We start from the raw sequence: 24,427 nt of genomic DNA, 5'->3' as shown, positions 1-24,427 counted from the left end.
GAAACATCTGTTTCCGATTTTCTAGAAACTGAAAATCAGCCTGAGAATCAAAATATTAGATTTCTTTCTCCCCAGCTTTATGAATCTGAGTGGTATAGAATTCAACAAGAAAATGGAGTTGCTTGCCAGTCAAATTATGTTAATACTATTTGCCTTTTCTTAGAGCAAGCAAGAAGGGCAGGATGGCAACTGTGATCTAGTTCAAAAACATTCATCAAGGAGATTTAGATTATGAATCGCATCAATATTATCAAGCTTGTTAATGCAAAATCAAAATACAGCTTCTGGATCGTTTTCCTGTTTTTCTTAGGTACTATAATTTCAGGACTGACTTTGAATTTGGAAGACAGCAATCTAGGACTCAATAATGTTGCTCGAGCAGAAGTTTCTGGCGTCTATACAGGATTGAAGCTGCCTTGGAGAGATAGTATAAGACGTACTGTAACTGGTGCGGCCGCTAGTCACGATCGTCTTGATAGACTTCAAACTGTTCGTCACGCTATTGATTTTGGTTTGAACAACGAAGATGTTTTAGCTATAAAAGCAGGTACTGTTGTTGCACGTTTTTATGATTCTAGCGGAGGAGGAAACACGTTAAGAATTGATCATGGTGATGGCTATTGTTCTAATTACTTGCATTTGTCTTCATTTAGTGTTAGCCAAGGTTCTTATGTTGTTCAAGGTCAGAAAATCGCTGTGTCAGGTAGTTCAGGTGGGGTAGCTCCTCATTTACATTTGAGTGTTACCTATGGATGTACAGGCGACCAAAGCAAAGAAATCCAAATGCGATTTAGTGAGCTTTCTTCTCGAGAACTTCTTTACCAAGACAATTTAATTTCCCAGAATTTTACTTTTAGAAGCGGTTCTAGTAGTCCATCTATTAGCACAAATTCGATCAACCTAACAGTGAGATCGTCCAATCTCTCAGGTAAGCGGGTCTATGTCCAAATGTGGAGAGCAGCAGCTAATGGATATTCTGCTCGTGAATGGAACTCCTCAAGCATTGCCTCCAGTAGTTCCCTCACTTTTCGTGATTTAGATGGTTCTGGCTCAACCTTTCAAGGAAGTGATTATTACTTAGTCGCTTCTCTAAATCCTATTCCACCTGGATCTGCAGCTAAACGTCGTACATCTTGTTACTCTGCAACTGGTGGAGCACAGCTTTGTGACCGCGTTCGTCGTTAGAATTCGATATCAGGCTAAACACGTTCGATAACTGAGTTCGAAGGGTACGTTTCTAGCAAGAGTTGCAGAAACGTACCTCGTCATATCTGTAGAAAAAGGTTAAACAAAAGCAAGGTTGGTATATCTAAGACCTTGTGACAAATTTTTCAGCAACGAGTGTAGCACGAAGTTATGAAGTCGCTCTTGGAGAGCTTCTTGTATCCACTTTTCAAAGAGCGATTGAATTTTCCTCCAGCATCCTCACAGTTTCCTCAGATTTATTTTCTACCGTCAGAGATGAAGTCGGGTAGTTGCCAAAGCGCGATCGCCTGAACGTTCTCAACCTGGGCCTAGAAGCTTGAGGAGGAAACTGCCAATGCCCACTCCGACGACTGCTCCCAACTCTACAGCTAAGCCAGACAAGCGCTTGAAGGTGATTGACATTACCCTCAAGCGCAATCATTATCAGCAAGACAGCCTGATTGAGGTATTGCACAAAGCTCAAGAAGCCTTTGGCTATCTAGACCTCAACGTTTTGACCTATATTGCCCGCCAGATTAAGCTTCCCCTCAGCCAGGTTTACGGCGTTGCAACGTTCTATCATCTTTTTTCGCTTCAGCCCAGCGGCGTTCATAGCTGCATTGTCTGCATGGGCACTGCCTGCTACGTCAAAGGTAGCCAAGATATTGTCAACACGCTGCAAGAACACCTGGGAATTCGCCTGGGAGAAACAACGCCAGACGGTGAAGTTTCGCTGCTATCAGCCCGCTGCTTGGGTGCTTGTGGCATTGCCCCTGCCGTTGTGTTTGATGGCGATGTCGCTGGGAAAGTAACGGCAACCACAGCTTTAGAAAAGCTAAAAAATCTGGCTGTTACCGAGGGGATCAGTAGGCTAAGTGACAGGTAGGAGCCAAGGCAATGGATATTCAAGAATTACGAACAATTGCCCAGAAAACCCGCGATCGCCAGCAGAAAACCCGTCTCCGCTGTTGTACTGCAGCGGGCTGTCAGTCTTCTGGGGCGTTAGCCGTCAAAGCTGAACTAGAAAAAGCGGTGCAGTCAGCAGGACTCGATGAGGCCATTGAGGTTTGCAGTGTCGGCTGTTTGCGCTTTTGCGGCCAAGGCCCGCTAGTAGCAACCACCGAACAGGCCGGATTGTACGCTCAGGTAACACCTGAACAAGCCCCGGCCATAGTGGCTCAACTGCAAGGCCAAGCAACGGCCTCACTGCCTCAACAACTGGCCGCAGATCACCCCTTCTTTGCCCACCAAATGCCGATTGTGCTAGAAAACAGCGGCCAAATTGATCCAGAGCGCATTGAAGAATATATTGCTGCAGGCGGTTATGCACCGCTCCATCACGCCCTGATGGAAATGTCTGCCGATGAGGTGGTTCAAGAAATTAGCGCCAGTGGCCTGCGCGGACGCGGCGGCGGCGGTTATCCAACCGGGCTAAAGTGGGCAACCGTGGCAAAAATGCCGGGAGAGCAAAAGTACGTCATCTGCAACGCTGATGAAGGCGACCCTGGCGCTTTTATGGATCGCAGCGTTTTAGAAAGCGACCCGCATCGGGTGCTAGAGGGCATGGCGATCGCGGGGTATGCGGTTGGCGCTAATCATGGCTATATCTACATCCGGGCAGAATACCCACTGGCGATCGCCCATTTGCAAAAAGCTATTTCTCAAGCCAAGCGCTACGGTCTGATGGGGGCACAAATTTTTGGCTCACCGTTTGACTTCAAAATTGATATTCGGGTGGGGGCGGGAGCTTTTGTCTGCGGCGAAGAAACCGCTTTGATCGCCTCAGTCGAAGGCAAGCGCGGTACGCCGCGTCCACGTCCGCCTTACCCCGCCGAACGCGGACTCTGGGGCTGCCCCACCTTGATTAACAACGTTGAAACCTATGCCAACATCCCAGCCATTATTCGTCAGGGTAGCGACTGGTATGCCAGCATCGGCACCGAAAAAAGCAAGGGTACCAAGGTGTTTGCCCTCACTGGCAAAATTAACAACCCAGGGCTAATTGAAGTCCCAATGGGCACCCCTCTGCGCCGCATTGTAGAAGAGATGGGCGGCGGCGTTCCCGCCGGCGGCACGGTCAAAGCCATCCAAACAGGGGGGCCATCGGGGGGCTGTATTCCGGCAGCGGCCTTAGATACCCCCGTCTCTTATGAGTCGCTGATTGAGCTGGGCACGATGATGGGATCGGGCGGCATGATTGTGATGGATACCCAAACCAGCATGGTTGATGTGGCTCAGTTTTATATGGAATTTTGTCGCTCTGAATCCTGCGGCAAGTGTATTCCCTGTCGGGCGGGCACAGTTCAGCTTCACGAGTTGCTCAATAAGTTTTTGCGCCAAGAGGCGACCCCCAGCGATTTAGAAAAGCTCGAAAACCTCTGCCACATGGTGAAAGAGTCGAGCCTGTGTGGTTTGGGGCAAAGTGCGCCCAACCCGGTACTAAGTACGCTGCGCTATTTCCAGAATGAATACACCGCGCTGATGTCAGCCACTGCTAGGGCATCAGAGCTAGAAGTGAGCGGTTCACCGCCCTAGCTTGCTGTCGCCGGGGGCAGACCCATAAGCGGTCTACAGGGGCAGGTTTGCCAGTCGCTACGTAATCTCATCCAATTTTGACGGTTGCTGCCTGTCGCTGCGATCGCTGCGCATCCCCGTTTTTGCGTCCCTTATTCTTTAATGCCATGTCAGTTAGAACACTCACCATTGACGGTACGCCAGTAGCCATTGAAGCGGGTGCCACCATTTTAGAAGCCGCCAAAGCAGCGGGAATTACTATTCCTACGTTGTGCCATTTAGACGGTATTTCGGATATTGGCGCTTGTCGGCTCTGCCTAGTCGAAGTCAAAGGCATCAACAAACTGCTGCCAGCCTGCGTCACTGAAGTGACCGAAGAAATGGAGGTGCAAACCCAAACCTCAAAGCTACAAGCCTATCGCCGCATGACCGTAGAGCTATTGTTTGCTGAAGGAAATCATGTCTGTGCCTTTTGTGTCGCCAACGGCAACTGTGAATTGCAGGAGGTGGCTGTGCAGGTGGGCATGGATCACACCCGCTTTCCCTACCGCTTCCCGCAGCGGCAAATCGACGTATCGCATCCTCAGTTTGGCATTGACCACAATCGCTGCATTCTTTGTACCCGCTGTGTACGCGTGTGTGACGAAGTAGAAGGTGCCCATGTTTGGGATGTCGCCAATCGAGGCGAAACCTGCAAAATCATTTCGGGGATGAACCAGCCCTGGGGTGAGGTTAGTGCCTGCACGTCTTGCGGTAAGTGCGTCGATGCCTGCCCCACAGGCGCTATTTTCCGAAAAGGAACCACCACTGCTGAGAAGCAGCGCGATCGCGCCAAGCTTGAGTTTTTGGTCACTGCGCGGGAGAAGCAAGAATGGACAAGATAAAGTTTGCCACCGTTTGGCTAGCGGGTTGCTCAGGTTGCCACATGTCATTTCTCGATCTCGATGAGTGGCTAATTGAGCTAGCCGAGCAGATAGAAGTTGTCTACAGCCCGGTGGGATCTGACCTGAAGGTTTATCCCGATCAGGTCGATGTTTGCCTGGTAGAAGGCGGCGTCGCCAACGAAGACAACTGGGAACTGATTCACCAGGTACGGCAGCGCACCAAAATTTTGATTTCCTTTGGCGACTGTGCCGTTACCGCCAACATTCCCGCCATGCGCAACATGCTAGATGGAGCCGAACCTGTCCTGCGTCGCGCCTATCTAGAGCTAGGAGACAAAACGCCCCAGCTTCCCCATGAACCCGGCATCGTTCCAGAACTGCTAGATCAGGTGCTGCCTGTGCATCAGGTTGTCCCCGTCGATATTTATATGCCGGGTTGCCCGCCGCCTGCCGATCGCATTCGGGCTACGCTCGAACCGCTACTGCGCGGTGAGTGGCCCACTATGGCAGGCCGCGACATGATTAAATTCGGTTGAACCCTACGCCAGGAAAGGTATGAAAGCTGCTGATATTATGACCGCTGAAGTCGTTACGATTAAAGGCTCAGCAACGGTAGATCAAGCTGTGAAGCTAATGAAAGAAAAAGGGCTGCGCAGTTTAATAGTTGATCGCCGTCACGAAGAAGATGCCTATGGCATTGTCACCGAAACCGATGTGGTTTATCAGGTGACGGCCTACGGTAAAGATGCCAAACAGGTGCGGGTGTTTGAAATTATGACCAAACCCTGCATTAGCGTCAGCCCTAATTTAAGCATTGAATATGTGGCTCGCTTGTTTGCTAACACGCACATTCGCCGCGCCCCGGTGATTAGCGATCGCCTGCTTGGCATTATTTCTGTCACGGATATTTTGACCAAGGGCGATTTTGTTGAGCAGCCCAAAGAGGTGCTGCTGCAAGACCAAATTCAGCAAGCGATCGCCCAGGCTCGCGAAGTTTGCGCCGAGAAAGGGCCAGCCGACGCTGCCTGTGCCGCTGCTTGGGACATTGTTGAAGAACTCCAGGCAGAAGCCGCTCATCAGCGAGATCGCCAATTGCCGCGTACGGCTTTTGAAGAGTATCTCGCCGAAAACCCCGAAGCGCCCGAAGCTCGTATGTACGATAGCTAGGCGATCGCCCCCACTCTTACTCCAGGCAATAGGGAATTATGGCAAACACCGTTATTATCGACCCCGTCACCCGCATTGAGGGTCACGCCAAAATTTCAATTTTTCTAGATGAGGCTGGCAACGTCGATGACGCTCGCTTCCATGTTGTTGAGTATCGCGGCTTTGAGAAATTTTGCGAAGGTCGCCCCTTTACCGAAATGGCCGGAATTACGGCTCGCATCTGCGGCATTTGTCCGGTCAGCCACTTGCTAGCTGCCGCTAAAACAGGCGACAAATTGCTGGCGGTGCAGGTGCCCAAAGCCGGAGAAAAGCTGCGACGGCTGATGAATCTGGGGCAAATTACTCAGTCTCATGCCCTTTCCTTCTTTCACCTCAGCAGCCCTGACTTTTTGCTGGGTTGGGACAGCGACCCCGCCCAGCGCAACGTGTTTGGCCTGATTGCAGCCGATCCAGATCTGGCACGGGCGGGCATTCGGCTACGGCAGTTTGGTCAAACCATTATTGAAAAGCTCGGTGCGCGTAAAATTCACGCGGCTTGGGCAGTACCCGGTGGCGTGCGATCGCCTTTAGCACCAGAAGGTCGCCAGTGGATTCAGGCTCATCTGCCGGAGGCGTTTGCCACCGTTAATCTGGCTTTGCACCTATTTAAGCAAATGCTAGATCAGCAGTTTCAGGCAGAAGCTGAGATTTTTGGCGAATTTCCGTCGCTGTATATGGGGCTAGTGGGTGAGCAAGGTGAGTGGGAGCATTACGGCGGCCATTTGCGCTTGAGCGACAGCAGCGGCAATATTGTGGCCGATCGCCTCAGCGAAGATGACTACGCCGACTTTTTAGGAGAAGCGGTTGAGCGCTGGTCATACCTGAAGTTTCCTTACTACAAGCCGCTGGGCTATCCCGATGGCATTTACCGAGTCGGCCCCCTGGCGCGGCTCAACATTTGCGATCGCATGGGCACCGAAGCTGCTGATCGAGAACTGCGGGAGTTTCGCCAACGGGCGGGCGGTGTGGCGACTTCGTCTTTTTACTACCACTATGCGCGGCTGATTGAAATTCTGGCTTGCTTAGAAAACATTCAGGCGCTGATGGACGATGCCGATATCAGCAGCGATCGCGTTCGTGCCAAAGCCGATATCAATGCCCTAGAAGGCGTCGGCGTTAGCGAAGCCCCCCGCGGTACCTTGTTTCACCACTACAAAATTGACGAAAACGGCCTGATTCAAAAAGTCAACCTGATTATTGCCACCGGGCAAAACAACCTGGCTATGAACAAAACCGTGGCGCAAATTGCCAAGCACTATATTCATGGCCCCGAAATTCCCGAAGGGATGCTCAACCGCGTTGAAGCCGGAATTCGCTGCTTTGACCCCTGCTTGAGCTGCTCAACCCACGCCGCTGGGCAAATGCCGCTACAGGTTGAATTAGTCAGTGCTGACGGCACTATCCTGCACCAGGTGCAGCGAGACTGATATGTATTTGGTGATTGGCTACGGAAATACGCTGCGTAGTGACGATGGAGTAGGGTGGCGTGTGGCTGAGCAGGTCGAGGATTGGCAATGGCCGGGGGTGCGATCGCTGGCCTGTCATCAACTCACCCCGGAACTGGCGGCTGATATGGCTCCGGTGGCAACGGTGATCTTTGTCGATGCGGTGTCGGCAGATCTGATGCCGCAGGTGCAGATTGAGCCATTACAGCCCAGTCAACAGCAAGCGAGTTTAGGGCATTTCAGTCAGCCGCGATCGCTACTAGCCCTTACTCAAGCCCTCTACAGCCACACACCAACTGCCTACGCCATTTGGATACCTGCCGCTAACTTTGAATTTGGGGAGCAGCTTTCCTCATTGGCTCAAGCGGGAGCGTTGCAGGCGTTAGAGATTATTCAAAACTTAGTGAAGTGACTGAGCGGGTGTTTTAGAAGTATGGGTTGTGATATTGAGTCTTTAGAGATCCCCTCTACCCCGCTTAAAAAGCGGGGGACTAGCCTTGAAGCCGCTCTTTTTAAGCGGAGTTTGGGGGAATTCTGCCGATTTGCTATTCGCCATAAAACTTTTAAGACATTCGCTCAGACTCAGCCCTTAGCCCCTGTAGCTTTCAGATCGGAGGTGCCCCATGCATGAACTCAGTCTGATGCAGCAAACCTTAGAAATTGCCCTCACGCAAGCTCAGCAGCAAGGAGCCAGCCAAATTCACGGGTTGAAAATGCGGGTTGGCGTTGGCTCTGGGGCGGTGCCTGAAGCATTACGCTTTGCCTTTGACGTGGTGATAGCCGATACCCCGGCAGCCGGAGCCACGTTAGCGATCGAGTCGGTGCCTGTGATCTGCCATTGCAACTACTGCGATCGCCCCTTTCAGCCCCCCGACTGGATTTATCAATGCCCAGAATGCGGCCAACTCAGCGATCGCATTCTGGCAGGCCGCGAAATTGAACTGTTAACGTTGGAGGTGTCTTAGCCATGTGTGGAACCTGTGGTTGCAACGAAGTTCAGACTGCCTCAGATTGGCCTCAAGTTGAGGTCGATCGGGGGCATCCTACCCACTCCCTGACGCTTGAGCAATCGATTCTCAGCAAAAACAATCACCTAGCCGCCCACAATCGCCACTTGTTTGCAGACAAAGGGCTGCTAGTGCTTAATGTTGTTTCCAGTCCTGGCTCAGGCAAAACCACGCTATTAGAGCGCACCCTGGCCGACTTAAAACAACGGCTGCATCTGGCTGTGATTGTAGGAGATTTAGCCACCGATAACGACGCTCAGCGCTTACGGCAGGCAGGGGTTGAAGCCGTCCAAATTACAACCGGGGTTGTCTGCCATTTAGAAGCGCAAATGGTCGCCCAAGCCGTCCAAAACCTCGATCTCGATCGCTTAGACGCCCTGATCATTGAGAACGTGGGTAATCTGGTGTGTCCTGCTGCGTTCGACCTGGGAGAAAACCTGCGGGTGGTGCTGCTCTCTGTCACCGAAGGCGAAGACAAACCGCTGAAATATCCCACCCTGTTTAAGTCAGCCGACGTGGTCATCCTCAACAAAATGGACATTGCAGAAGCGGTTGGATTTGACCGTCCGCAAGCACTCGCCAATATTCAGCAAATTGCCCCCCAGGCTCAAATCTTTGAGGTTTCGGCTCGGACAGGAGCCGGGATGCCGACCTGGTATGCCTATTTGCTGGCGACGCTGCGACAGATGCATTCTCCGGCTGCAATTAGCCGCTTCTAGGTAGGGCTGGGTTAGGCTGCCGCCAGGGTGAAAACGATTGTGTTGAAACAGCGTTTGCAAATTGCCTTAACAGGTTTAGTTCAAGGGGTGGGGTTTCGCCCCTTTGTCTATCGGCTGGCGACAGAACTGTCGCTAACTGGCTGGGTCACCAACTCAGCCCAGGGAGTTTTAATCGAGGTAGAAGGCGATCGCCTACAGATCGAAAATTTCTGCGATCGCCTACAGCTTGAAAAACCGCCCCACGCTCAAATTCATCAACTGACCCGGCAAGCTCAAAAGCCAACGGGCGAACCCACCTTTACAATTCGCCCCAGCCTGAAAGGGCCTAAAACCACCCCAATTCTCCCTGATTTGGCAACCTGTGCCGCCTGTCTACAAGAACTGTTTGACCCCCGCGATCGCCGCTATCAGTATCCTTTCATCAACTGCACCCACTGCGGCCCTCGCTACAGCTTGATTGAAGATCTGCCCTACGACCGCCCCCACACCAGCATGAAGGGCTTTACCTTGTGCCCGCAATGTCAGGCCGAGTATGACAATCCTCGCGATCGCCGCTTTCATGCTCAACCCAACGCCTGCCCTCAGTGTGGGCCGCAACTGGCGCTTTGGGAGGCTAGCGGTCAGATTTTAGCCTCCCAAAGCGCCGCGCTGCAGGCGGCGATCGCCGCCTTGCGTCAGGGTAAAATTGTTGCGGTTAAAGGGTTGGGCGGTTTTCATCTGATGGTAGATGCCCGCCATGCCGCCGCCGTGCAGAACCTACGCCAGCGGAAACATCGCCCTGACAAACCCTTTGCCCTGATGTTTGCCGATCTCCAGCAAGTGCAACAGGCTTGTCAGGTTTCGGCCTTAGAAGCGGCTTTGCTGCAATCCACCGCTGCGCCGATTGTGCTGCTGCGTCGCCACTCAAACCCTTTAAATTTGGCGGCTGCGATCGCCCCTAAAAACCCCCACTGGGGGATTATGCTGCCTTATACGCCGCTACACCATTTGCTGCTAGCCGAACTGGGATCTCCCCTGGTAGCTACCAGCGGCAACCGCGCTAGCGAACCTCTCTGCACTGACGAATTTCAGGCTTTGCAGCAGTTGAGCGGCATTGCTGACCTGTTTTTAGTTCACAACCGCCCCATTGCCCGCCCCATTGACGACTCGATTGTGCGCGTCATGGCCGCCAAAGTGATGGTGCTGCGACGCGCCCGCGGGTATGGCTTAGCCATTGCCGACAACCCACAGGAGCAAAGCAGCCCGACTGATTCTCTCGCTTGCGCCCCCCCTCTCCTGGCCGTCGGTGCCCATTTGAAAAATACCATCGCCATCGCCCTGCCCAGCCAAACCCTGCTCAGTCAGCACATTGGCGATCTAGAAACACCAGCCACCCTGACCACCTTTGAGCAAACCATTAGCCGTTTGGCTGAGCTTTACGACTGGCAGCCCGCAGTGATCGCCTGCGATCGCCATCCCGACTACCTCTCAACCCAATACGCCGAGGCAACTGGGCTGCCCGTGGTTGCCGTTCAGCACCATCAGGCTCATGTACTGGCTTGTATGGCTGAGCATCAGCTTTTGGGCGAAACCGTGTTGGGCATTGCCTGGGACGGAACAGGTTACGGCCTAGATGGCACCCTTTGGGGTAGCGAATTTTTTCGAGTGTCGGGTTGGCCGTTAAGCATTGAACGGGTGGCGCATTTGCGGCCTTTTGGTCTACCGGGAGGCGATCGCGCCATTAAAGACCCGCGCCGCTCAGCGTTGGGGCTGCTTTATGGCCTCTGGGGAGAAGCCCTCTTTAGCCACCCCGCCTATCAGCGCTGGTTGCCAGCATTTAGCACCGCTGAAAGCAGTCTCCTCGCCCATAGCCTTAAGCAAGGCATCAATGTGCCCTTAACCTCTAGCATGGGGCGCTTGTTTGACGGCATTGCTGCGATCGCGGGGTTAGCCACTACCGTTAGCTTTGAAGGGCAAGCCGCTATGCAGCTTGAATTTGCCCAATCGTCTCAAGCCACCACAGCCACCTATCCCCTTGAACCATCCCGCGTCATCGACTGGCGATCGCTGGTGATCGCTATTTTGCAAGATCTAGATCAAGGAGTGGCTATGGATCACCTCTCAGCCAAGTTTCACAACAGTTTAATTGCCCTCATTGGCGCGATCGCAGCACAACTGCAAATCGAAAAAGTGGTTCTCTCAGGCGGCTGTTTTCAAAATCAACGGCTGCTAGAAGGCACCGTAAAACAACTGCAACAGCAGGGATTTCAACCCTACTGGCCGCAGCAAATTCCGCCCAATGATGGCAGCATTGCGTTTGGCCAACTGATTGCAGCTAACAGTCAGCTACTCAAGCCCAAAAGCCAGATCTCAAGTCCCTTGATTCAAAGTCAAAGTCCATGTGCTTAGCAGTTCCCGGCAAAATTTTAAGTATTAGCGGTCACGATTTAATGCGAAGTGGCAAAGTCAGTTTTGGCGGCGTTGTCAAAGAAGTTAGCCTAGCTTACGTGCCAGAAGCCGAAGTGGGCAATTATGTGATTGTCCATGTTGGCTTTGCCATTAGCCTGCTAGATGAAGCCGAAGCTGAAGAAACCCTAGCGTATTTGCAAAAAATGGCGACCTAAAGGCTGTATAGCGGTAGCCCCAAGGCTAAGACACTGTAATTGCCGAAAGCTACTGACAAAAAAGCTTTCTTTTCTACTGCGGCCCTTGGCCTGTCTGTCGCAATAACGCCAGATTTGCTGAGCGGTCTGAGGTTGTATGGCTATATTGGATACGTTTTTTTTGACGGGTTGTAGTGTCGGTTACAGCGAAAATCAGCGCCTATTTCTAGGGCAAAACTTCAGGCTTTTTTAGCTATTGAATTCATTCGATTTAGTTAAAAAAATAAACATCTTGAACATAGCTAGAGAACTATAATAAAACCAGTCAAGGGAATATTGGCTGGCTAAAGAAAATATTGCATTAAACCTTCCAACGACCCTCAAAATCAATCTTTTCTAGCCAGAAAAACAAGGTTTTTGTTGTTAAAGTATTCGTCAAATTTCAGCCCAATATTTAACCCCAGCTAACGACTCTCTCCAGCAGTTGACGGGCTAACCATCATGCCTCAGAAAACTTTTGCAACCTTAGATGGCAATGAAGCAGTCGCTCGCATTGCCTACAAGCTCAACGAAGTTATTGCTATTTATCCCATTACCCCCGCTTCTCCAATGGGGGAGTGGGCCGATGCCTGGATGTCAGAAGGCCGACCCAATCTTTGGGGTACGGTTCCTGCTGTCGTCGAAATGCAGGCTGAAGGGGGTGCAGCCGGAGCGGTTCACGGGGCTTTGCAGACGGGTTCGCTCACCACTACCTTTACCGCCTCTCAAGGCTTGCTGTTGATGCTCCCCAACTTTTACAAAATTGCTGGGGAACTGACGGCTTGTGTCATTCATGTAGCAGCGCGATCGCTAGCGGCTCAAGCACTTTCTATTTTTGGAGATCACAGCGACGTGATGGCAGCGCGAGCCACCGGGTTTGCGCTGCTCTGCTCGGCCTCGGTGCAAGAGGCACACGACTTTGCTTTGATTGCCCAAGCGGCTACGTTACAGACACGGGTGCCGTTTTTGCATTTTTTTGACGGCTTTCGCACTTCCCACGAAATCCAAAAAATTGAGCTGCTTGACGACACCGTTCTGCAAGCAATGATCGATGATACCTGGATACTGGCTCACCGCGATCGCGCCTTAACGCCCGATCGCCCTGTCATTCGTGGCACCGCTCAAAACCCCGATGCCTACTTTCAGGCTCGCGAGACGGTCAATCCCTTTTATGCCACCTGTCCTGATCAAGTGCAGGCGGCGATGGATCGCTTTGCCGCCCTTACAGGTCGCCAGTACCACCTGTTTGACTATCACGGTGCCGCCGATGCTGAGCGAGTGATTGTTTTGATGGGGTCTGGCAGTGAAGCAGTACAGGAAACCGTTGACGCGCTGAGTGCCCAGGCCGAAAAAGTGGGGGTCGTCAAAGTGCGGCTGTATCGCCCCTTTGATATGCAGCGCTTGGTGGCGGCTTTGCCCCCCACAGTCAAAGCGATCGCCGTTCTCGATCGCACCAAAGAACCGGGGGCTGCCGGAGAACCCCTCTACTTAGATGTCGTCAATGGTTTGTATGAAGCGTGGGCCGAGGCGCAGGAATCGCCCTTACCCAAAATTGTGGGCGGACGTTACGGCCTGTCGTCTAAAGAATTTAACCCAGCCATGATCAAAGGCGTTTTTGATCAGCTAGCTGAAGTTAAACCCAAAAATCACTTCACCGTGGGCATTGAAGACGACGTTAGCTACACCTCTATCCCCTACGCAGCCGACTTTTCGATTGAGCCAAATACGGTCATTCGCGCCTTGTTTTACGGTTTGGGTTCTGATGGCACCGTCGGCGCTAACAAAAACTCAATCAAAATTATTGGCGAAGAAACCGACAACTATGCCCAGGGCTACTTTGTTTATGACTCTAAAAAATCTGGGGCGGTCACCGTATCTCACCTGCGGTTTGGCCCTACGCCAATTCGAGCCACCTATCTGATTAACCAGGCAAACTTTGTCGGCTGTCACCAATGGACTTTTCTAGAAAAGCTAGATGTGCTGAAAGCCGCCGCTGCTGGCGCTACTTTTTTGCTTAACAGCCCCTACGGCCCCGACGAGGTTTGGCAGCATTTGCCAATTGAAATTCAAGAAACGATTGTTCGCCAAGGGCTGAAATTTTATGTGATCGACGCCAGCCGGGTAGCCCGCGAAAGCGGCATGGGGGGGCGAATTAACACAGTGATGCAAACCTGCTTTTTTGCCTTGGCGGGGGTGCTGCCACGAGACACTGCGATCGCACAGATTAAGCAGGCCATCAGCAAAACCTACGGCAAAAAGGGACAGCAAATTGTGCAGATGAATCTGCAAGCGGTAGACAATACCCTGGAGCATCTTTACGAAGTTAAAGTCGGCGAGGTCAATAGCCCTTGGCATCGCCTGTCACCTGTCTCACCTCAAGCCCCTGACTTTGTTCGCCAGGTTGAAGCCAAAATGCTGGTACAGGCTGGAGACGACTTACCCGTTAGCGCTTTCCCCTGCGATGGCACTTACCCCAGCGGTACGGCTCAGTGGGAAAAACGTAACGTCGCCCAGTTTATTCCGGTTTGGGATCCGCAGGTGTGTGTTCAGTGCGGCAAGTGTGTCATGGTCTGCCCCCATGCGGTAATTCGAGCCAAAATCTATGACCCTGGCTATCTCGATCAGGCACCTGCCAGCTTCAAAGCCACCGCCCCCCGTGACAAAGACTTTGCTGGCGAAAAATTTACCCTCCAAGTTGCGCCTGAAGACTGTACAGGTTGCGGCATTTGTGTGGACATTTGCCCTGCCAAAAACAAAGCCCAACCCGCCCGCAAAGCCATCAACATGGAACCCCAAATTCCGCTGCGCGAACCAGAGCGGCTCAATTGGGAATTTTTCCAAACTTTGCCGCTACCCGATCGCACCCAGCTCAAGCTCAATCAAATTCGGCAGCAGCAACTCCAGCAACCGCTGTTTGAATTTTCGGGAGCCTGTGCCGGCTGCGGCGAAACCCCATACTTAAAGCTGGTAACACAGCTCTTTGGCGATCGCCTGGTGGTGGCTAATGCGACTGGCTGCTCCTCCATCTACGGCGGCAACCTGCCCACAACCCCCTGGAGTCAAGACGCGGCTGGACGCGGCCCTGCCTGGTCAAATTCTCTGTTTGAGGATAATGCCGAGTTTGGCCTGGGCTTTCGCGTCTCCATCGACCAGCAGACTCAAATTGCCACTGAGTTGTTGTGTCAGTTCAGGCAGGCGATTGGGGAAACGTTGGTCAACGAGTTGCTCAACACTGAGCAAAAAACAGAGGCCGACATTTGGCAGCAGCGAGAACGGGTAGCCGAGTTAAAGCGCCGCCTAGAAACCCTGCTGGCAGACGCTGGGGCGTCATCGGCTTTGCACCACCTCAAATCTCTGGCCGACTACCTGGTGAAAAAATCCGTCTGGATCATTGGCGGAGACGGCTGGGCCTATGACATTGGCTACGGCGGTTTAGACCATGTGCTAGCCAGTGGCCGCAACGTCAACGTGCTGGTCATGGACACTGAGGTTTACTCCAACACGGGCGGCCAATCTTCTAAAGCGACCCCGCGCGGCGCAGTTGCTAAATTTGCCGCTGGCGGCAAACCTGCCCCCAAAAAAGATCTAGGTCTGATGGCAATGACCTACGGCAATATTTACATCGCTAGCGTGGCAATGGGCGCAAAAGATGAACATACCCTGCGTGCCTTCCTTGAAGCTGAAGCCTACAATGGGCCTTCACTGATTATTGCCTATAGCCACTGCATTGCTCACGGCATTAATATGCAAACGGCCATGACGCATCAAAAAGCGCTGGTTGACAGTGGCCGCTGGCTGCTCTACCGCTATAACCCAGAACTGGCTCAAGCTGGCGAGAATCCGTTGCAGCTAGACATGCGATCGCCTAAACATCCTATACGCGACTCGATGTATCAAGAAAATCGCTTCAAGCTATTGACCAAAACCCGACCCGCCGCCGCTAAGCAATTGCTCACCGAAGCTCAGCAGGATGTCAGCACCCGCTGGCAAATGTATGAGTATCTAGCGGCGCGGCAGGTGCAGCCGCCACAGCCATAGACACGCGTAGCCTGCTATTAGGTGCGCCGAGAAAGAGATCGTCAGGCAGCAGGCTTTAGCTATCGGCACACTCAAACAAAAAAGGGCAAAATCAGCCCTTAAACCAACCTGACGCCGACAGGAGCGGCTTCAAAAGCTCCCTCCCCCAAACTTGCTTAGATGATTGGATGACAGCGTAAAAATTATGAACTTAGCGACTCGTTATTTGGGCTTAGACTTGCGATCGCCTTTAGTCCCCTCTGCTTGCGGACTGTTAACAGAAGAGATTGACAACATTAAGCGGATGGAAGACGCAGGCGCAGCGGCCATTGTGCTCCACAGCATTTTTGAAGAACAGCTCACGCAAGAACAGTATGAGCTACACCATCACCTTACCTATGGCAGTGAGAGCTTTGCTGAAGCGCTAAGCTACTTTCCAGAGCCAGATACCTTTCATGTCGGGCCAGAGCTATACCTAGAACACATTCGTCAGGCTAAAGAGGCGGTAGCAATTCCCATTATTGCTAGCCTCAACGGAGCCACCCTAGGCGGGTGGACACACTTTGCCAAACTTATTCAAGCAGCCGGAGCCGACGCCCTAGAACTCAACCTCTACAACCTGCCCACAGATATGGAAATTACGGGCGCTGAGGTAGAGGCCAACGACCTAACCATTTTGCAAGCCGTGAGAGCTGAAGTATCCCTGCCGATCGCCTTAAAGCTCAGCCCTTTTTTCAGCAATATGGCCAATATGGCCAAGCGTTTTGATCAATCGGGCGCAGACGCTTTAGTCTTGTTCAACCGCTTCTATCAACCCGATATCGACCTAGAAGCCTTAGAAGTGCGCCCTAACTTGCTATTGAGTACCCCTCAAGCCATGCGGTTGCCCATGCGCTGGATTGCCATTTTGTATGGCCGCATTGCAGCCGACCTGGCAGCTACAGGGGGCATTCAACGGGGTCAAGACTGCATCAAAATGCTGATGACGGGCGCTAAAGTCACTCAGCTTTGCTCAGTTTTGCTACGTCATGGGATTGAACATATTCGCGTGATTGAACAAGAGATGCTGCACTGGCTGGAAGAACATGAGTACGAATCGGTTCAGCAATTGCAGGGCAGCCTAAGCCAGATCAACTGTCTGGATGAAAGTGCCTTCGAGCGAGTGCAGTATATGAAAGCGATTCAGTCTTACCAGCCCAAGCATTTTGCCTTTGCGCCTTAAGAGGATATTTGAAAAGTTATCTGCTGCGTAGCAAAACGGTTTAAATCCCCCCAAATCTCGCTTTTTCAGAGAGATTTCTGAGCCGATTCCCCCCTTTTCAAGGGTAGTTAGGGAGGTCGATGAGTGCCTACTATCAATTCTCGATTTTGGATTTTCGATTTTGAATTGAACAGTCTTGGCTCTGCATACGTTTCGTCAGTCTCATCTGTACCTTTCTTTTGAAGAATTGGTATAAGACCACAACCATTGGTTTTTCAAACACTCTCTAAAAACCAGGGCAGCATTGTTTAATCAAGACATCCCCAAACTTCGTAATAACGGCGCGACTCTAAGCGTGAATAGTTTGCTTTGAATTCGGTTCTGAACTTATCTGAAAAAATAGTTCCTTTTTCGCCATAACTGGTTCTAAGATCTCCAAACTCAGCCAACAAGACCCATAACTCACTAATTTAGACGTTACTAAACTAGAGCCAAGTAAGCGCAAAATCCAGCCGTTGATAAAGTACTGGCCCATAATTATTGATATATCTGTGGGCGCTATCAAGACTCGGAAAAACAGGCTCTCTCTGAATAAACAACCCGGTAGTAGCTGCTACGGTCGCTTCAGCATGGTCCAAATAAGTGGGAGTAAACAAGTAAAACGTACTCAAGCCCCAATATGCCCAGATCAAAACTAAGCTCAAAAAATAAACTTTAGGCAAAGAAAGAATTGCTTTTTTCTAAAAACTACCTGAATACCGCTGATAATTATCAGGGCGATAAAAAAGACCAAAATTGGCGGCGCTTCCAGCCTTCTAAGGTCAGCTATTTTGGCTAAAATTTCAAGTACAAGCTGACGCATTCATCTCAAATATTAACCTTGCATAAACGACCCGTGGTAGAGCATTGAAAATTGCTTTTAAGTCGGCAACTCTTGAATCATTGTGTTCAAGACTTTGTATCTCAGCAAACATACAATTCTTTAGCGATACAATCGATCGGTCGCTATAAAATGTAGGCTTGCAGCCAAAATTCAACTCACTCTTTGGCTACCTGACCTGTGACAGGAGGCGCTCCTTTATGACTCAACCCCCTGCTCAAACTTCCGTATCGAATCACTCACCTCAACCGCCAACTGAAACTAGCGATCGCGCGGCTAAAGCCAACACCGATCAGTCAGCGGCCAAAGACATTTGGGATATTGTCGGTATTGTTGGCGGATTTTTACCGACGCTGCTGCTCGGCATTATTCCTTTCATCATTACCGATCGCATTACCACCTCCCTAGAGACGGGACGCTTTACCCAAAGCTTAATTCAAGACCTCGCTAGCAACCAGCCTGACACCAAGCTACGCCAAGATGTAGCCCTTGTAGCCCTCGATCGCTCAGTAGGCTGTGGTAAAGACGACACGGTAGATACCAACGAACGCTGCATTTTAGTGGCAGAAATTGCTGAGCAGATTTATCTCAACTCCTTGGGTTCAGAGGTACCGGAAGAACAAAAGCTCAAAAGCCTTTCCTTCAAAATTTTAGAAAGACGACACGGGCAGCGGGCAAATCAACTGCGTCAAGACTCCAGAACCCAGGCGGCGGCTGAAGACGTGGCTGTCGTCCAAAATTCGCCAACGCCTGCGGCTGAAACCCCGGTGCCGACGCAAAGCGCTCAGTTGTTGGCCAGAACCCAACCAAGCGTTGTCTATTTACAAGTCATTTATCAAACCGAACCGAACCGCGATCTAGCCGCTAGCTTACAAGCCGCAATTCAAACCGATAACGTATCTGAAACGCCAGCTACCGTTAGCGTACCTGAGATCGAATTTATTCAGGGTGACAACAGCTACCAAGACAGTATTCGCTACTTCAACCCCGCCGATCGAGAAACGGCTTTTCAACTAAAAGCATTAATTGAAAACTTTTTTGCCAGCCAAGCTGAGCTGAGTGGGGCTAAACGCTTTCAGGTTTTAGATTTTACCCAATCAACCTACACTGCCCCTGTTGGTCAGTTTGAAGTTTGGGTTAACTTTAATTAACCATAGCTGCTGGTTTTAAAGAGATAGGCGGCTTTTAGAGATAGCCTTTTAGCTCAGAGGCAGCAGCTTGTTAATGTGTTGAGTAGCCTTCTTTGACAGCCCTTGCGTGAGCACCTTAATTTTTGACTTTGATGGCACAATTGCCGACACCTTAGAAACCGTTTTTCGCATTACTAATCAACTGGCTCCTCGCTATGGCTATCGTCCAACGACGCCAGAGCAGCTAGCCGTGCTGCAAGATTTGAATATGCAGCAGATTTTGCAAAAGGTTTCAGTAGCGCCGTGGCAGTTGCCGTTTATTGTGCGACGGCTTAGCGTTGAGCTAAATCGCGAAATTGGATCTATTGATTTAATTCCGGGTATGTTGTCGGTGCTAACTCAGCTTGCCTCTGACCATCAGCTCGGCATTTTGACCTCTAACACTGCTGGCAATGTTGAGCGGTTTTTACAAAATCATCAAATTGATACGTTGTTTAGTTTTGTGCATACAGGCACCCGCTTGTTTGGTAAGCAACGAGCGCTGCAGCGGATCGTGCGTCAATACGATCTGTTGCTCTCAAACACGCTGTATATTGGCGATGAAACGCGCGATGTAGAGGCAGCTCATGCCGTGGGGGTTGCGGCGATCGCGGTGACTTGGGGTTTTAACTCTTATCAAGCACTTTTAGCCAAACGTCCGGATTTTTTAATTGATCGGCCTGACCAGCTTTTGCCCATTGCCAATCAGCTTGAGCTGCCTGCTTTTCAACCGTAGTGTGCCTGCCGTGAACCCTTGCCGGAGGTTTTATGAACCGCAAATCGCCCCAGCTTCCCCCCAAGTACGAGCCGCCCTCACGCCACAACCTCAACAACGAACTGGCCAAAGCACGCAACCGGGCAGCGGCTGAACGAACCCTAATGGCCTGGATGCGGACTTGTTTAGCCTTAATTACGTTTGGTTTTGGCATTGATCAGCTCGTTACCACAGTAGATCCTGCGATCGCTGGGGCTTCTTTACGGCTGTCGCGTTTGGTGGGGCTTTGCTTTGTATCGCTAGGGACGTTTGCCATGCTGGCCGCTATGCTCGATCATCAGCGAGAACTCAAACTGATTCAGCGCAACGATTATGTTTACTTACCCCGGCGATCGCTGAGTTTGTTAGTTTCAGCGGCGCTGCTGCTGATTGGCGCGTTTACCTTTTTTGTCATTTTGCTGCGGTTGAAGTAAGCAAATATAGCGATCGCTGTAGCCCCTAAGGTCAAGACAGTTCAATGGCTTTCAGCCTTTTACAAAAAAACTTTTTAGGCTGCCGTTTGCCTGCTTTGTTTATACATCAAGCCCAGCCTTTCTTTACTTTTTAATTAAAAAGATTGATTAACCATGTCTGAACATCTAGCCACGGTGCAGTGGCAGCGCCAACAAGCCCAGTTTATCGACAATTGCTACAGCCGCGAGCATACCTGGCAGTTTGACGGCGGGCTGACGGTGGCGGCCTCGGCATCGCCGCAGGTAGTGCCAGCAGCTTATACCAATGCTGCCTGTGTTGACCCAGAAGAAGCCTTTGTCGCTTCGCTAGCTAGCTGTCACATGCTTTGGTTTTTGGCGATCGCCGCCCAGCACCAATTTGTCGTCGATACCTACTGCGATCGCGCTAGCGGCAAACTGGCCAAAGATGCAGCGGGCCATCTCGCCATTACCCAGGTGCGCCTGCGACCTCAAATCACGTTTGCAGGCGAGGCGCAACCCAGCGCCCAGCAAATTGCCCAAATGCATGAAGCCGCCCATCACCGCTGTTTTTTAGCCAACTCCGTTAAAGCCAAAATTGTCATTGATACCGCTGCGCCCAAAGCGGCGTCTCCACCGGGATCAGATTGTTAATTTGGCTTAGGGAACGCTGCCTTCAGACACCGCGGGTTCGCTGGCCTGCTGGTTTAGCTGCTGGAGCAAATTCTCTAGCGTTTGCTGAGTTTCGCCGTAGCGTTGCCAGTTGCCTTGCTGCAAAGCACTTTGCCCTTGTTGATAGGCTTCTAGCGCCGCTTGAATCAACTGCGGATCTAGACGGGGCGTAACCGCAGAATCTGCAGCGGGTGCAGCCGCGATCGCTTCTGGTGTCGCCGTTCCAAACACCGCCGTCAGCGCCTCAGCCAGATTATTGGCCATCACCGTTTGATCCCCATAGGCAATAATGACCCGCTTTAGCTCTGGCAATTCCCCCTGTTCAGCCCGCAAATAAACAGGTTCAACATACAGCAGCGATTGTTGAATGGGGATGACCAGCAAGTCACCCCGAATCACTCGCGAACCCTCCTGGCTCCAGAGCGTCAACTGTTGAGAAATTTCAGGATTTTGGTCAATGCGGGCATCAACCTGGCTAGGGCCATAGATTAATTCCTGTTTGGGAAACTCGTAAAGCAGCAGCCGACCGTACTCGTCACCGTCCGATCGCGCCGCCATCCAGGCCACCATGTTGTCTTTATTTACTGGCGTAAACGGAATAATCAAAACAAATTCTTCCTGTTCTGACTCCGGTAACCGCAAGATGATGTAGTAAGGCTGCATCTGTACCTGGGTGTCTTCGTACACCTGTAGCGGAAATCGCCAGAGATCTTCCCGGTTATAGAAAACTTCCGAATTAGCCATGTGATAGGCCTGGTACATTTGAGCCTGAGCCTGGAAGTAATCAAGCGGGTAGCGAAAATGAGCTTTGACGGTTGCCGGAACGCGATCGCGACTAATAAACAAGTTGGGAAAAATTTTGCGGTACGTCGCCAGCACCGGATCTTGCTCATCGACGACAAAAAATTGCAGCGTTCCGTCATAGGCGTCAATCACCACCTTTACGGCGTCGCGCATGTAGTTAGTGTTTTGCTGTGCAATTTGTCTGAGGTTGTCAGACATCACCGCGTTGCCCGCTAGGTTGCGGGCTAGTGGGTCAGAATAGGGATAGCGATCGCTAATGGTATAAGCGTCGATAATCCAGTGCAGCCGACCATCAATCACAGAAATGTAAGGATCGCTGTCGAACTGTAAAAAGGGGGCAATGTGACGCACGCGGCTGAGAATTTGACGGTAATAGTGAACCCGCGAGTCAGCCGTAAAGTAGTTAGAAATGAGAATTTTGAAACTGCTAAAGTCAAAGGCATAGGCCAGCCGTCGGCCCCAAGACCCCATCGGCACCCCCCCCAACCCTTGATACTGAGTGAAGGCGTTTTCATCCCCTAGCGGATAGTCAAACTCTGAGGTACTGGTGCCAGTAAAAATGTAGGTGTCTGTTTCTTCGCCGTAGTAAATGCTGGATTGGTCTACTGTTAAATCAACGGTGGACTCTGGTGGAATATCTCGAATAAACAGCTCCGGTAAGCCGTTAGGCGTTACCTGGTTGACCGGACTCATCACCAGCCCGTAGCCATGCGTATATTTCAGCCGCTGATTGACCCAGGTTTGAGCCTGGGCAGGCACTTCTTCAAATGTCAGTTCGCGGGCGGCTAGCATCACCTGGCGGTAGTCGCCATCTAGGGTATAGCGGTCAATATCAACATCGTTGAACAAATAGTAAAGGCGAATTTCTTGAAGCTGTTTATAGGTACTCAGCAGAGGGCGATAGTCCCACAGGCGAATGTTGTCGAGGGTCGATTGATTGTTGGCTAAATCGGTGCGATCGAGACTGGCTTCAGCCGGAAAATCTTCAGTTTGTACCTGGTCGAGGTCGTAGGCTGCCCGCGTAAACTGAATATTGTTTTCGATATAGGGTCGCTCTTTTTCCAATTCGTTGGGTTCAACCACAAATTTTTGCTGAAACCAGGGATAAACCCCATTCACCAGCAGCAACACCCCTAGATAAAAGGCAATACCCACCGTCGGCAGCGAAAAGCCGCTACGCCCCAGCGAAACTAAAAACAAAATGGCGATCGCCACTGTGACAAACCCCATAAGCCAATAGGCATGGAGGCGGGCATGAACATCGGTGTAACCAGCGCCAAAGACAACGCCGCCAGCAGAGTACAGCAGTTCATAGCGCTTGAGCCAAAAGCCAAAGGCAATTGTCAACGCCGCGATCGCCAGCAAAATGCACAGATGGGTTTTGGCTTCGCCAGTTAAAAAATATTTCCAGCCGCGCTCTGGGCGAATTTCGCCTTTAGCCGCATAGACGGCGATAGAAAGCACCATACACCACACCACCAGCCCCAATAGCCCCCGCTGCAACACCTCATAAAAGGGCAAATGGAAAAAATAGAAGCCAATATCTTGACCAAAAATTGGGTCGCTCTGATCAAAATCGGTAGGATTCAGGTGCTTCAGAATCGTTTCCCAGGCAGAGACGCTGCTGCTGGCGGCTGAGAGGGTCAACAGCACAATCACGCCGTAAGCCACATAGCGCGGTAGAACCTGGGCGTAGGGCTGGAGGTTGAGGTTGGGATAGGTATAAAACGGGCGATCGCGCGTCAGCCGCATAGCCAGCCAGTAATTCATGCTGAGCAACAGCCCGTAAACCAAAAAGGTGACGAGCCAAATGCCGACCTGCCAGGTAATCCGCGTCCAAAAAACATCGGCAAACCCAGTAGCAGCAAACCACCAAGACTCCGTCAAAAAATGAACCAGCGTCCGCGATAGCAGCAGCAGGGCTAAAAATACGACCAGCGCCACGGTTAACAGCCGGGTACGCAGTTGAATAGTTTTGTTCACAAATCGCCTTCGACTTTACCAACAATCAAGCATCTCTATTTCCTAGCTTAAACACCTGCTTCCGCTGACCTCAACCGGACTTTGTTTTTCTCAAGCTGTAGCGCCACAATAAAAACAGTCCTCAAGCGTCTAAGCCGGTGATGACGGGGCTAGTCTGCTCTCTTTAATCGCAGCTAGTTCGTCTGTCCCTTTCTTAATTATGAAGCTAAGTCTCCCCCCCGATTGGCCGACCACGCCGCAAGCGGCGATCGCGCTGCAACAAAAGCTGCGATCGCAAATTGAAACCAGCGATCGCCTAGGCTCGGTTCATACGGTCGCTGGGGTGGATGTTGGCTTTACCGAAGCGGGAACCGTTACCCGCGCTGCCGTAGCGGTGCTGAGCTTTCCCGCGTTGCAACTGGTAGAATCTCAAATCGCCTATCAGCCGACCACCTTTCCCTATATTCCGGGGCTATTGTCGTTTCGAGAAGTTCCCGCCATTCTGGTAGCCCTAAGCCAACTGCAAACCCAGCCCGATTTGCTGCTGTGTGACGGCCAAGGCATTGCCCATCCCCGGCGGCTCGGTATTGCGGCTCATTTGGGGTTGCTGGTTGATTTACCCAGCATTGGCGTGGCTAAGTCACGGCTTACAGGCACACACGCTGAACTACCGCCTGAAAAAGGCAGTTGGGTTCCGTTGCATGACAGAAACGAAACCATTGGTGCTGTCTTACGCAGCCGCACGAATACGCAGCCGCTCTATATTTCTAGCGGTCATCGTATTAGCTTAGAAACCGCGATCGCCTATGTGTTGCAATGTACGCCTAAATATCGCCTGCCAGAGACAACCCGCTGGGCTGACAAGCTAGCCTCAAACCGCCGCAGCGGCCCCCAGTCGCCACCGCCCTGCCATAACAATCAGCAAATGAACTTATTTGGCTAACTTAGCCTACAGC

21 protein-coding genes are annotated in these 24,427 nt (G+C 51.5%); 20 read left to right on the top strand and 1 reads right to left on the bottom strand.

The window, feature by feature from the left end; all coding sequences use genetic code 11:
• The 19 genes from ACTS3T_RS15980 to ACTS3T_RS15890 form a co-directional block, all read left to right on the top strand.
• The coding region (locus tag ACTS3T_RS15980; RefSeq protein WP_462935258.1) for a hypothetical protein at positions 1–195 on the top strand (195 nt) is incomplete at its 5' end.
• 36 nt (positions 196–231) lie between these two features.
• Positions 232–1,185, top strand: coding sequence for a M23 family metallopeptidase (locus ACTS3T_RS15975; RefSeq protein ID WP_377966460.1), 954 nt, complete (start codon positions 232–234; stop codon positions 1,183–1,185).
• A gap of 355 nt (positions 1,186–1,540) precedes the next feature.
• A complete protein-coding gene (gene hoxE, locus ACTS3T_RS15970) occupies positions 1,541–2,071 on the top strand; it encodes a bidirectional hydrogenase complex protein HoxE (protein WP_377966458.1) in 531 nt (176 codons plus the stop codon).
• 11 nt (positions 2,072–2,082) lie between these two features.
• The gene (gene nuoF / locus ACTS3T_RS15965) at positions 2,083–3,720 is read left to right on the top strand and encodes an NADH-quinone oxidoreductase subunit NuoF (RefSeq protein ID WP_377966456.1); all 1,638 of its coding nucleotides are present in this window, start codon (positions 2,083–2,085) and stop codon (positions 3,718–3,720) included.
• 146 nt (positions 3,721–3,866) lie between these two features.
• Positions 3,867–4,583 (top strand): bidirectional hydrogenase complex protein HoxU, encoded by a 717-nt coding sequence (hoxU, locus tag ACTS3T_RS15960; RefSeq protein WP_377966454.1) that lies wholly within the window; start codon positions 3,867–3,869, stop codon positions 4,581–4,583.
• Positions 4,571–5,119: an NADH-quinone oxidoreductase subunit B family protein gene (locus ACTS3T_RS15955; protein WP_377966452.1), complete on the top strand. Its 549-nt coding sequence runs from the start codon at positions 4,571–4,573 to the stop codon at positions 5,117–5,119. Before hoxU ends, ACTS3T_RS15955 begins: the two co-directional genes overlap by 13 nt.
• Positions 5,120–5,138: 19 nt before the next feature.
• Positions 5,139–5,750: a CP12 domain-containing protein gene (locus tag ACTS3T_RS15950; protein ID WP_377966450.1), complete on the top strand. Its 612-nt coding sequence runs from the start codon at positions 5,139–5,141 to the stop codon at positions 5,748–5,750.
• A 38-nt stretch (positions 5,751–5,788) separates the two neighbouring features.
• Positions 5,789–7,216 (top strand): Ni/Fe hydrogenase subunit alpha, encoded by a 1,428-nt coding sequence (locus tag ACTS3T_RS15945; RefSeq protein ID WP_377966448.1) that lies wholly within the window; start codon positions 5,789–5,791, stop codon positions 7,214–7,216.
• 1 nt (position 7,217) lies between these two features.
• Complete coding sequence (locus ACTS3T_RS15940; RefSeq protein WP_377966446.1) at positions 7,218–7,646, top strand: hydrogenase maturation protease; 429 nt, start codon at positions 7,218–7,220, stop codon at positions 7,644–7,646.
• A 211-nt stretch (positions 7,647–7,857) separates the two neighbouring features.
• A complete protein-coding gene (gene hypA / locus ACTS3T_RS15935) occupies positions 7,858–8,199 on the top strand; it encodes a hydrogenase maturation nickel metallochaperone HypA (RefSeq protein WP_377966444.1) in 342 nt (113 codons plus the stop codon).
• Between the two features lie 2 nt (positions 8,200–8,201).
• Positions 8,202–8,960, top strand: a complete 759-nt coding sequence (gene hypB / locus ACTS3T_RS15930) for a hydrogenase nickel incorporation protein HypB (protein WP_377966442.1) — start codon at positions 8,202–8,204, stop codon at positions 8,958–8,960.
• A gap of 27 nt (positions 8,961–8,987) precedes the next feature.
• The gene (hypF, locus tag ACTS3T_RS15925) at positions 8,988–11,348 is read left to right on the top strand and encodes a carbamoyltransferase HypF (RefSeq protein WP_462935257.1); all 2,361 of its coding nucleotides are present in this window, start codon (positions 8,988–8,990) and stop codon (positions 11,346–11,348) included.
• Positions 11,339–11,563 (top strand): HypC/HybG/HupF family hydrogenase formation chaperone, encoded by a 225-nt coding sequence (locus tag ACTS3T_RS15920; RefSeq protein ID WP_377966438.1) that lies wholly within the window; start codon positions 11,339–11,341, stop codon positions 11,561–11,563. Before hypF ends, ACTS3T_RS15920 begins: the two co-directional genes overlap by 10 nt.
• Before the next feature lie 480 nt (positions 11,564–12,043).
• The gene (nifJ, locus tag ACTS3T_RS15915; protein WP_377966436.1) at positions 12,044–15,619 is read left to right on the top strand and encodes a pyruvate:ferredoxin (flavodoxin) oxidoreductase; all 3,576 of its coding nucleotides are present in this window, start codon (positions 12,044–12,046) and stop codon (positions 15,617–15,619) included.
• A gap of 184 nt (positions 15,620–15,803) precedes the next feature.
• Positions 15,804–16,820 carry a dihydroorotate dehydrogenase-like protein gene (locus ACTS3T_RS15910; RefSeq protein WP_377966434.1) on the top strand — a complete coding sequence of 339 codons (1,017 nt, stop codon included), beginning with the start codon at positions 15,804–15,806 and terminating at the stop codon, positions 16,818–16,820.
• A 1,059-nt stretch (positions 16,821–17,879) separates the two neighbouring features.
• Complete coding sequence (locus tag ACTS3T_RS15905; protein ID WP_377966432.1) at positions 17,880–18,830, top strand: hypothetical protein; 951 nt, start codon at positions 17,880–17,882, stop codon at positions 18,828–18,830.
• A gap of 106 nt (positions 18,831–18,936) precedes the next feature.
• Entirely contained in the window at positions 18,937–19,584 is a 648-nt protein-coding gene (locus ACTS3T_RS15900) for an HAD hydrolase-like protein (protein ID WP_377966430.1), read from the top strand.
• Between the two features lie 32 nt (positions 19,585–19,616).
• Positions 19,617–20,036, top strand: coding sequence for a YidH family protein (locus ACTS3T_RS15895; RefSeq protein WP_377966428.1), 420 nt, complete (start codon positions 19,617–19,619; stop codon positions 20,034–20,036).
• Between the two features lie 153 nt (positions 20,037–20,189).
• The gene (locus tag ACTS3T_RS15890) at positions 20,190–20,687 is read left to right on the top strand and encodes an OsmC family protein (RefSeq protein ID WP_377966426.1); all 498 of its coding nucleotides are present in this window, start codon (positions 20,190–20,192) and stop codon (positions 20,685–20,687) included.
• Positions 20,688–20,693: 6 nt separating this feature from the next.
• Here the strand turns inward: ACTS3T_RS15890 and ACTS3T_RS15885 are convergent, their stop codons facing one another.
• On the bottom strand, positions 20,694–23,492 hold the full coding sequence (locus tag ACTS3T_RS15885; RefSeq protein WP_377966424.1) for a UPF0182 family membrane protein: 2,799 nt from the start codon (positions 23,490–23,492) through the stop codon (positions 20,694–20,696).
• A 199-nt stretch (positions 23,493–23,691) separates the two neighbouring features.
• Here ACTS3T_RS15885 and nfi point away from each other — a divergent pair, with 199 nt between their 5' ends.
• Positions 23,692–24,414, top strand: a complete 723-nt coding sequence (gene nfi, locus ACTS3T_RS15880; protein WP_377966422.1) for a deoxyribonuclease V — start codon at positions 23,692–23,694, stop codon at positions 24,412–24,414.
• Positions 24,415–24,427 lie beyond the last annotated feature (13 nt).

The sequence above is a fragment of the Almyronema sp. genome, from assembly GCF_052168255.1.
Classification (GTDB): Bacteria; Cyanobacteriota; Cyanobacteriia; order Phormidesmidales; family Phormidesmidaceae; genus Sphaerothrix; species Sphaerothrix epifaneia.
Note: the sequence above shows the minus strand (reverse complement) of the source record. Positions and strands in the feature narration are given on the sequence as shown.

Coding starts and splice junctions, on each gene's coding strand:
- ACTS3T_RS15950 (WP_377966450.1), top strand. CDS start 5,139: ATGAAAGCTGCTGATATTATGACCGCTGAAGTCGTTACGATTAAAGGC.
- ACTS3T_RS15940 (WP_377966446.1), top strand. CDS start 7,218: ATGTATTTGGTGATTGGCTACGGAAATACGCTGCGTAGTGACGATGGA.
- nfi (WP_377966422.1), top strand. CDS start 23,692: ATGAAGCTAAGTCTCCCCCCCGATTGGCCGACCACGCCGCAAGCGGCG.
- ACTS3T_RS15910 (WP_377966434.1), top strand. CDS start 15,804: ATGAACTTAGCGACTCGTTATTTGGGCTTAGACTTGCGATCGCCTTTA.
- nifJ (WP_377966436.1), top strand. CDS start 12,044: ATGCCTCAGAAAACTTTTGCAACCTTAGATGGCAATGAAGCAGTCGCT.
- ACTS3T_RS15920 (WP_377966438.1), top strand. CDS start 11,339: ATGTGCTTAGCAGTTCCCGGCAAAATTTTAAGTATTAGCGGTCACGAT.
- nuoF (WP_377966456.1), top strand. CDS start 2,083: ATGGATATTCAAGAATTACGAACAATTGCCCAGAAAACCCGCGATCGC.
- hypA (WP_377966444.1), top strand. CDS start 7,858: ATGCATGAACTCAGTCTGATGCAGCAAACCTTAGAAATTGCCCTCACG.
- ACTS3T_RS15905 (WP_377966432.1), top strand. CDS start 17,880: ATGACTCAACCCCCTGCTCAAACTTCCGTATCGAATCACTCACCTCAA.
- ACTS3T_RS15955 (WP_377966452.1), top strand. CDS start 4,571: ATGGACAAGATAAAGTTTGCCACCGTTTGGCTAGCGGGTTGCTCAGGT.
- hoxU (WP_377966454.1), top strand. CDS start 3,867: ATGTCAGTTAGAACACTCACCATTGACGGTACGCCAGTAGCCATTGAA.
- hoxE (WP_377966458.1), top strand. CDS start 1,541: ATGCCCACTCCGACGACTGCTCCCAACTCTACAGCTAAGCCAGACAAG.
- hypB (WP_377966442.1), top strand. CDS start 8,202: ATGTGTGGAACCTGTGGTTGCAACGAAGTTCAGACTGCCTCAGATTGG.
- ACTS3T_RS15975 (WP_377966460.1), top strand. CDS start 232: ATGAATCGCATCAATATTATCAAGCTTGTTAATGCAAAATCAAAATAC.
- ACTS3T_RS15895 (WP_377966428.1), top strand. CDS start 19,617: ATGAACCGCAAATCGCCCCAGCTTCCCCCCAAGTACGAGCCGCCCTCA.
- ACTS3T_RS15890 (WP_377966426.1), top strand. CDS start 20,190: ATGTCTGAACATCTAGCCACGGTGCAGTGGCAGCGCCAACAAGCCCAG.
- ACTS3T_RS15945 (WP_377966448.1), top strand. CDS start 5,789: ATGGCAAACACCGTTATTATCGACCCCGTCACCCGCATTGAGGGTCAC.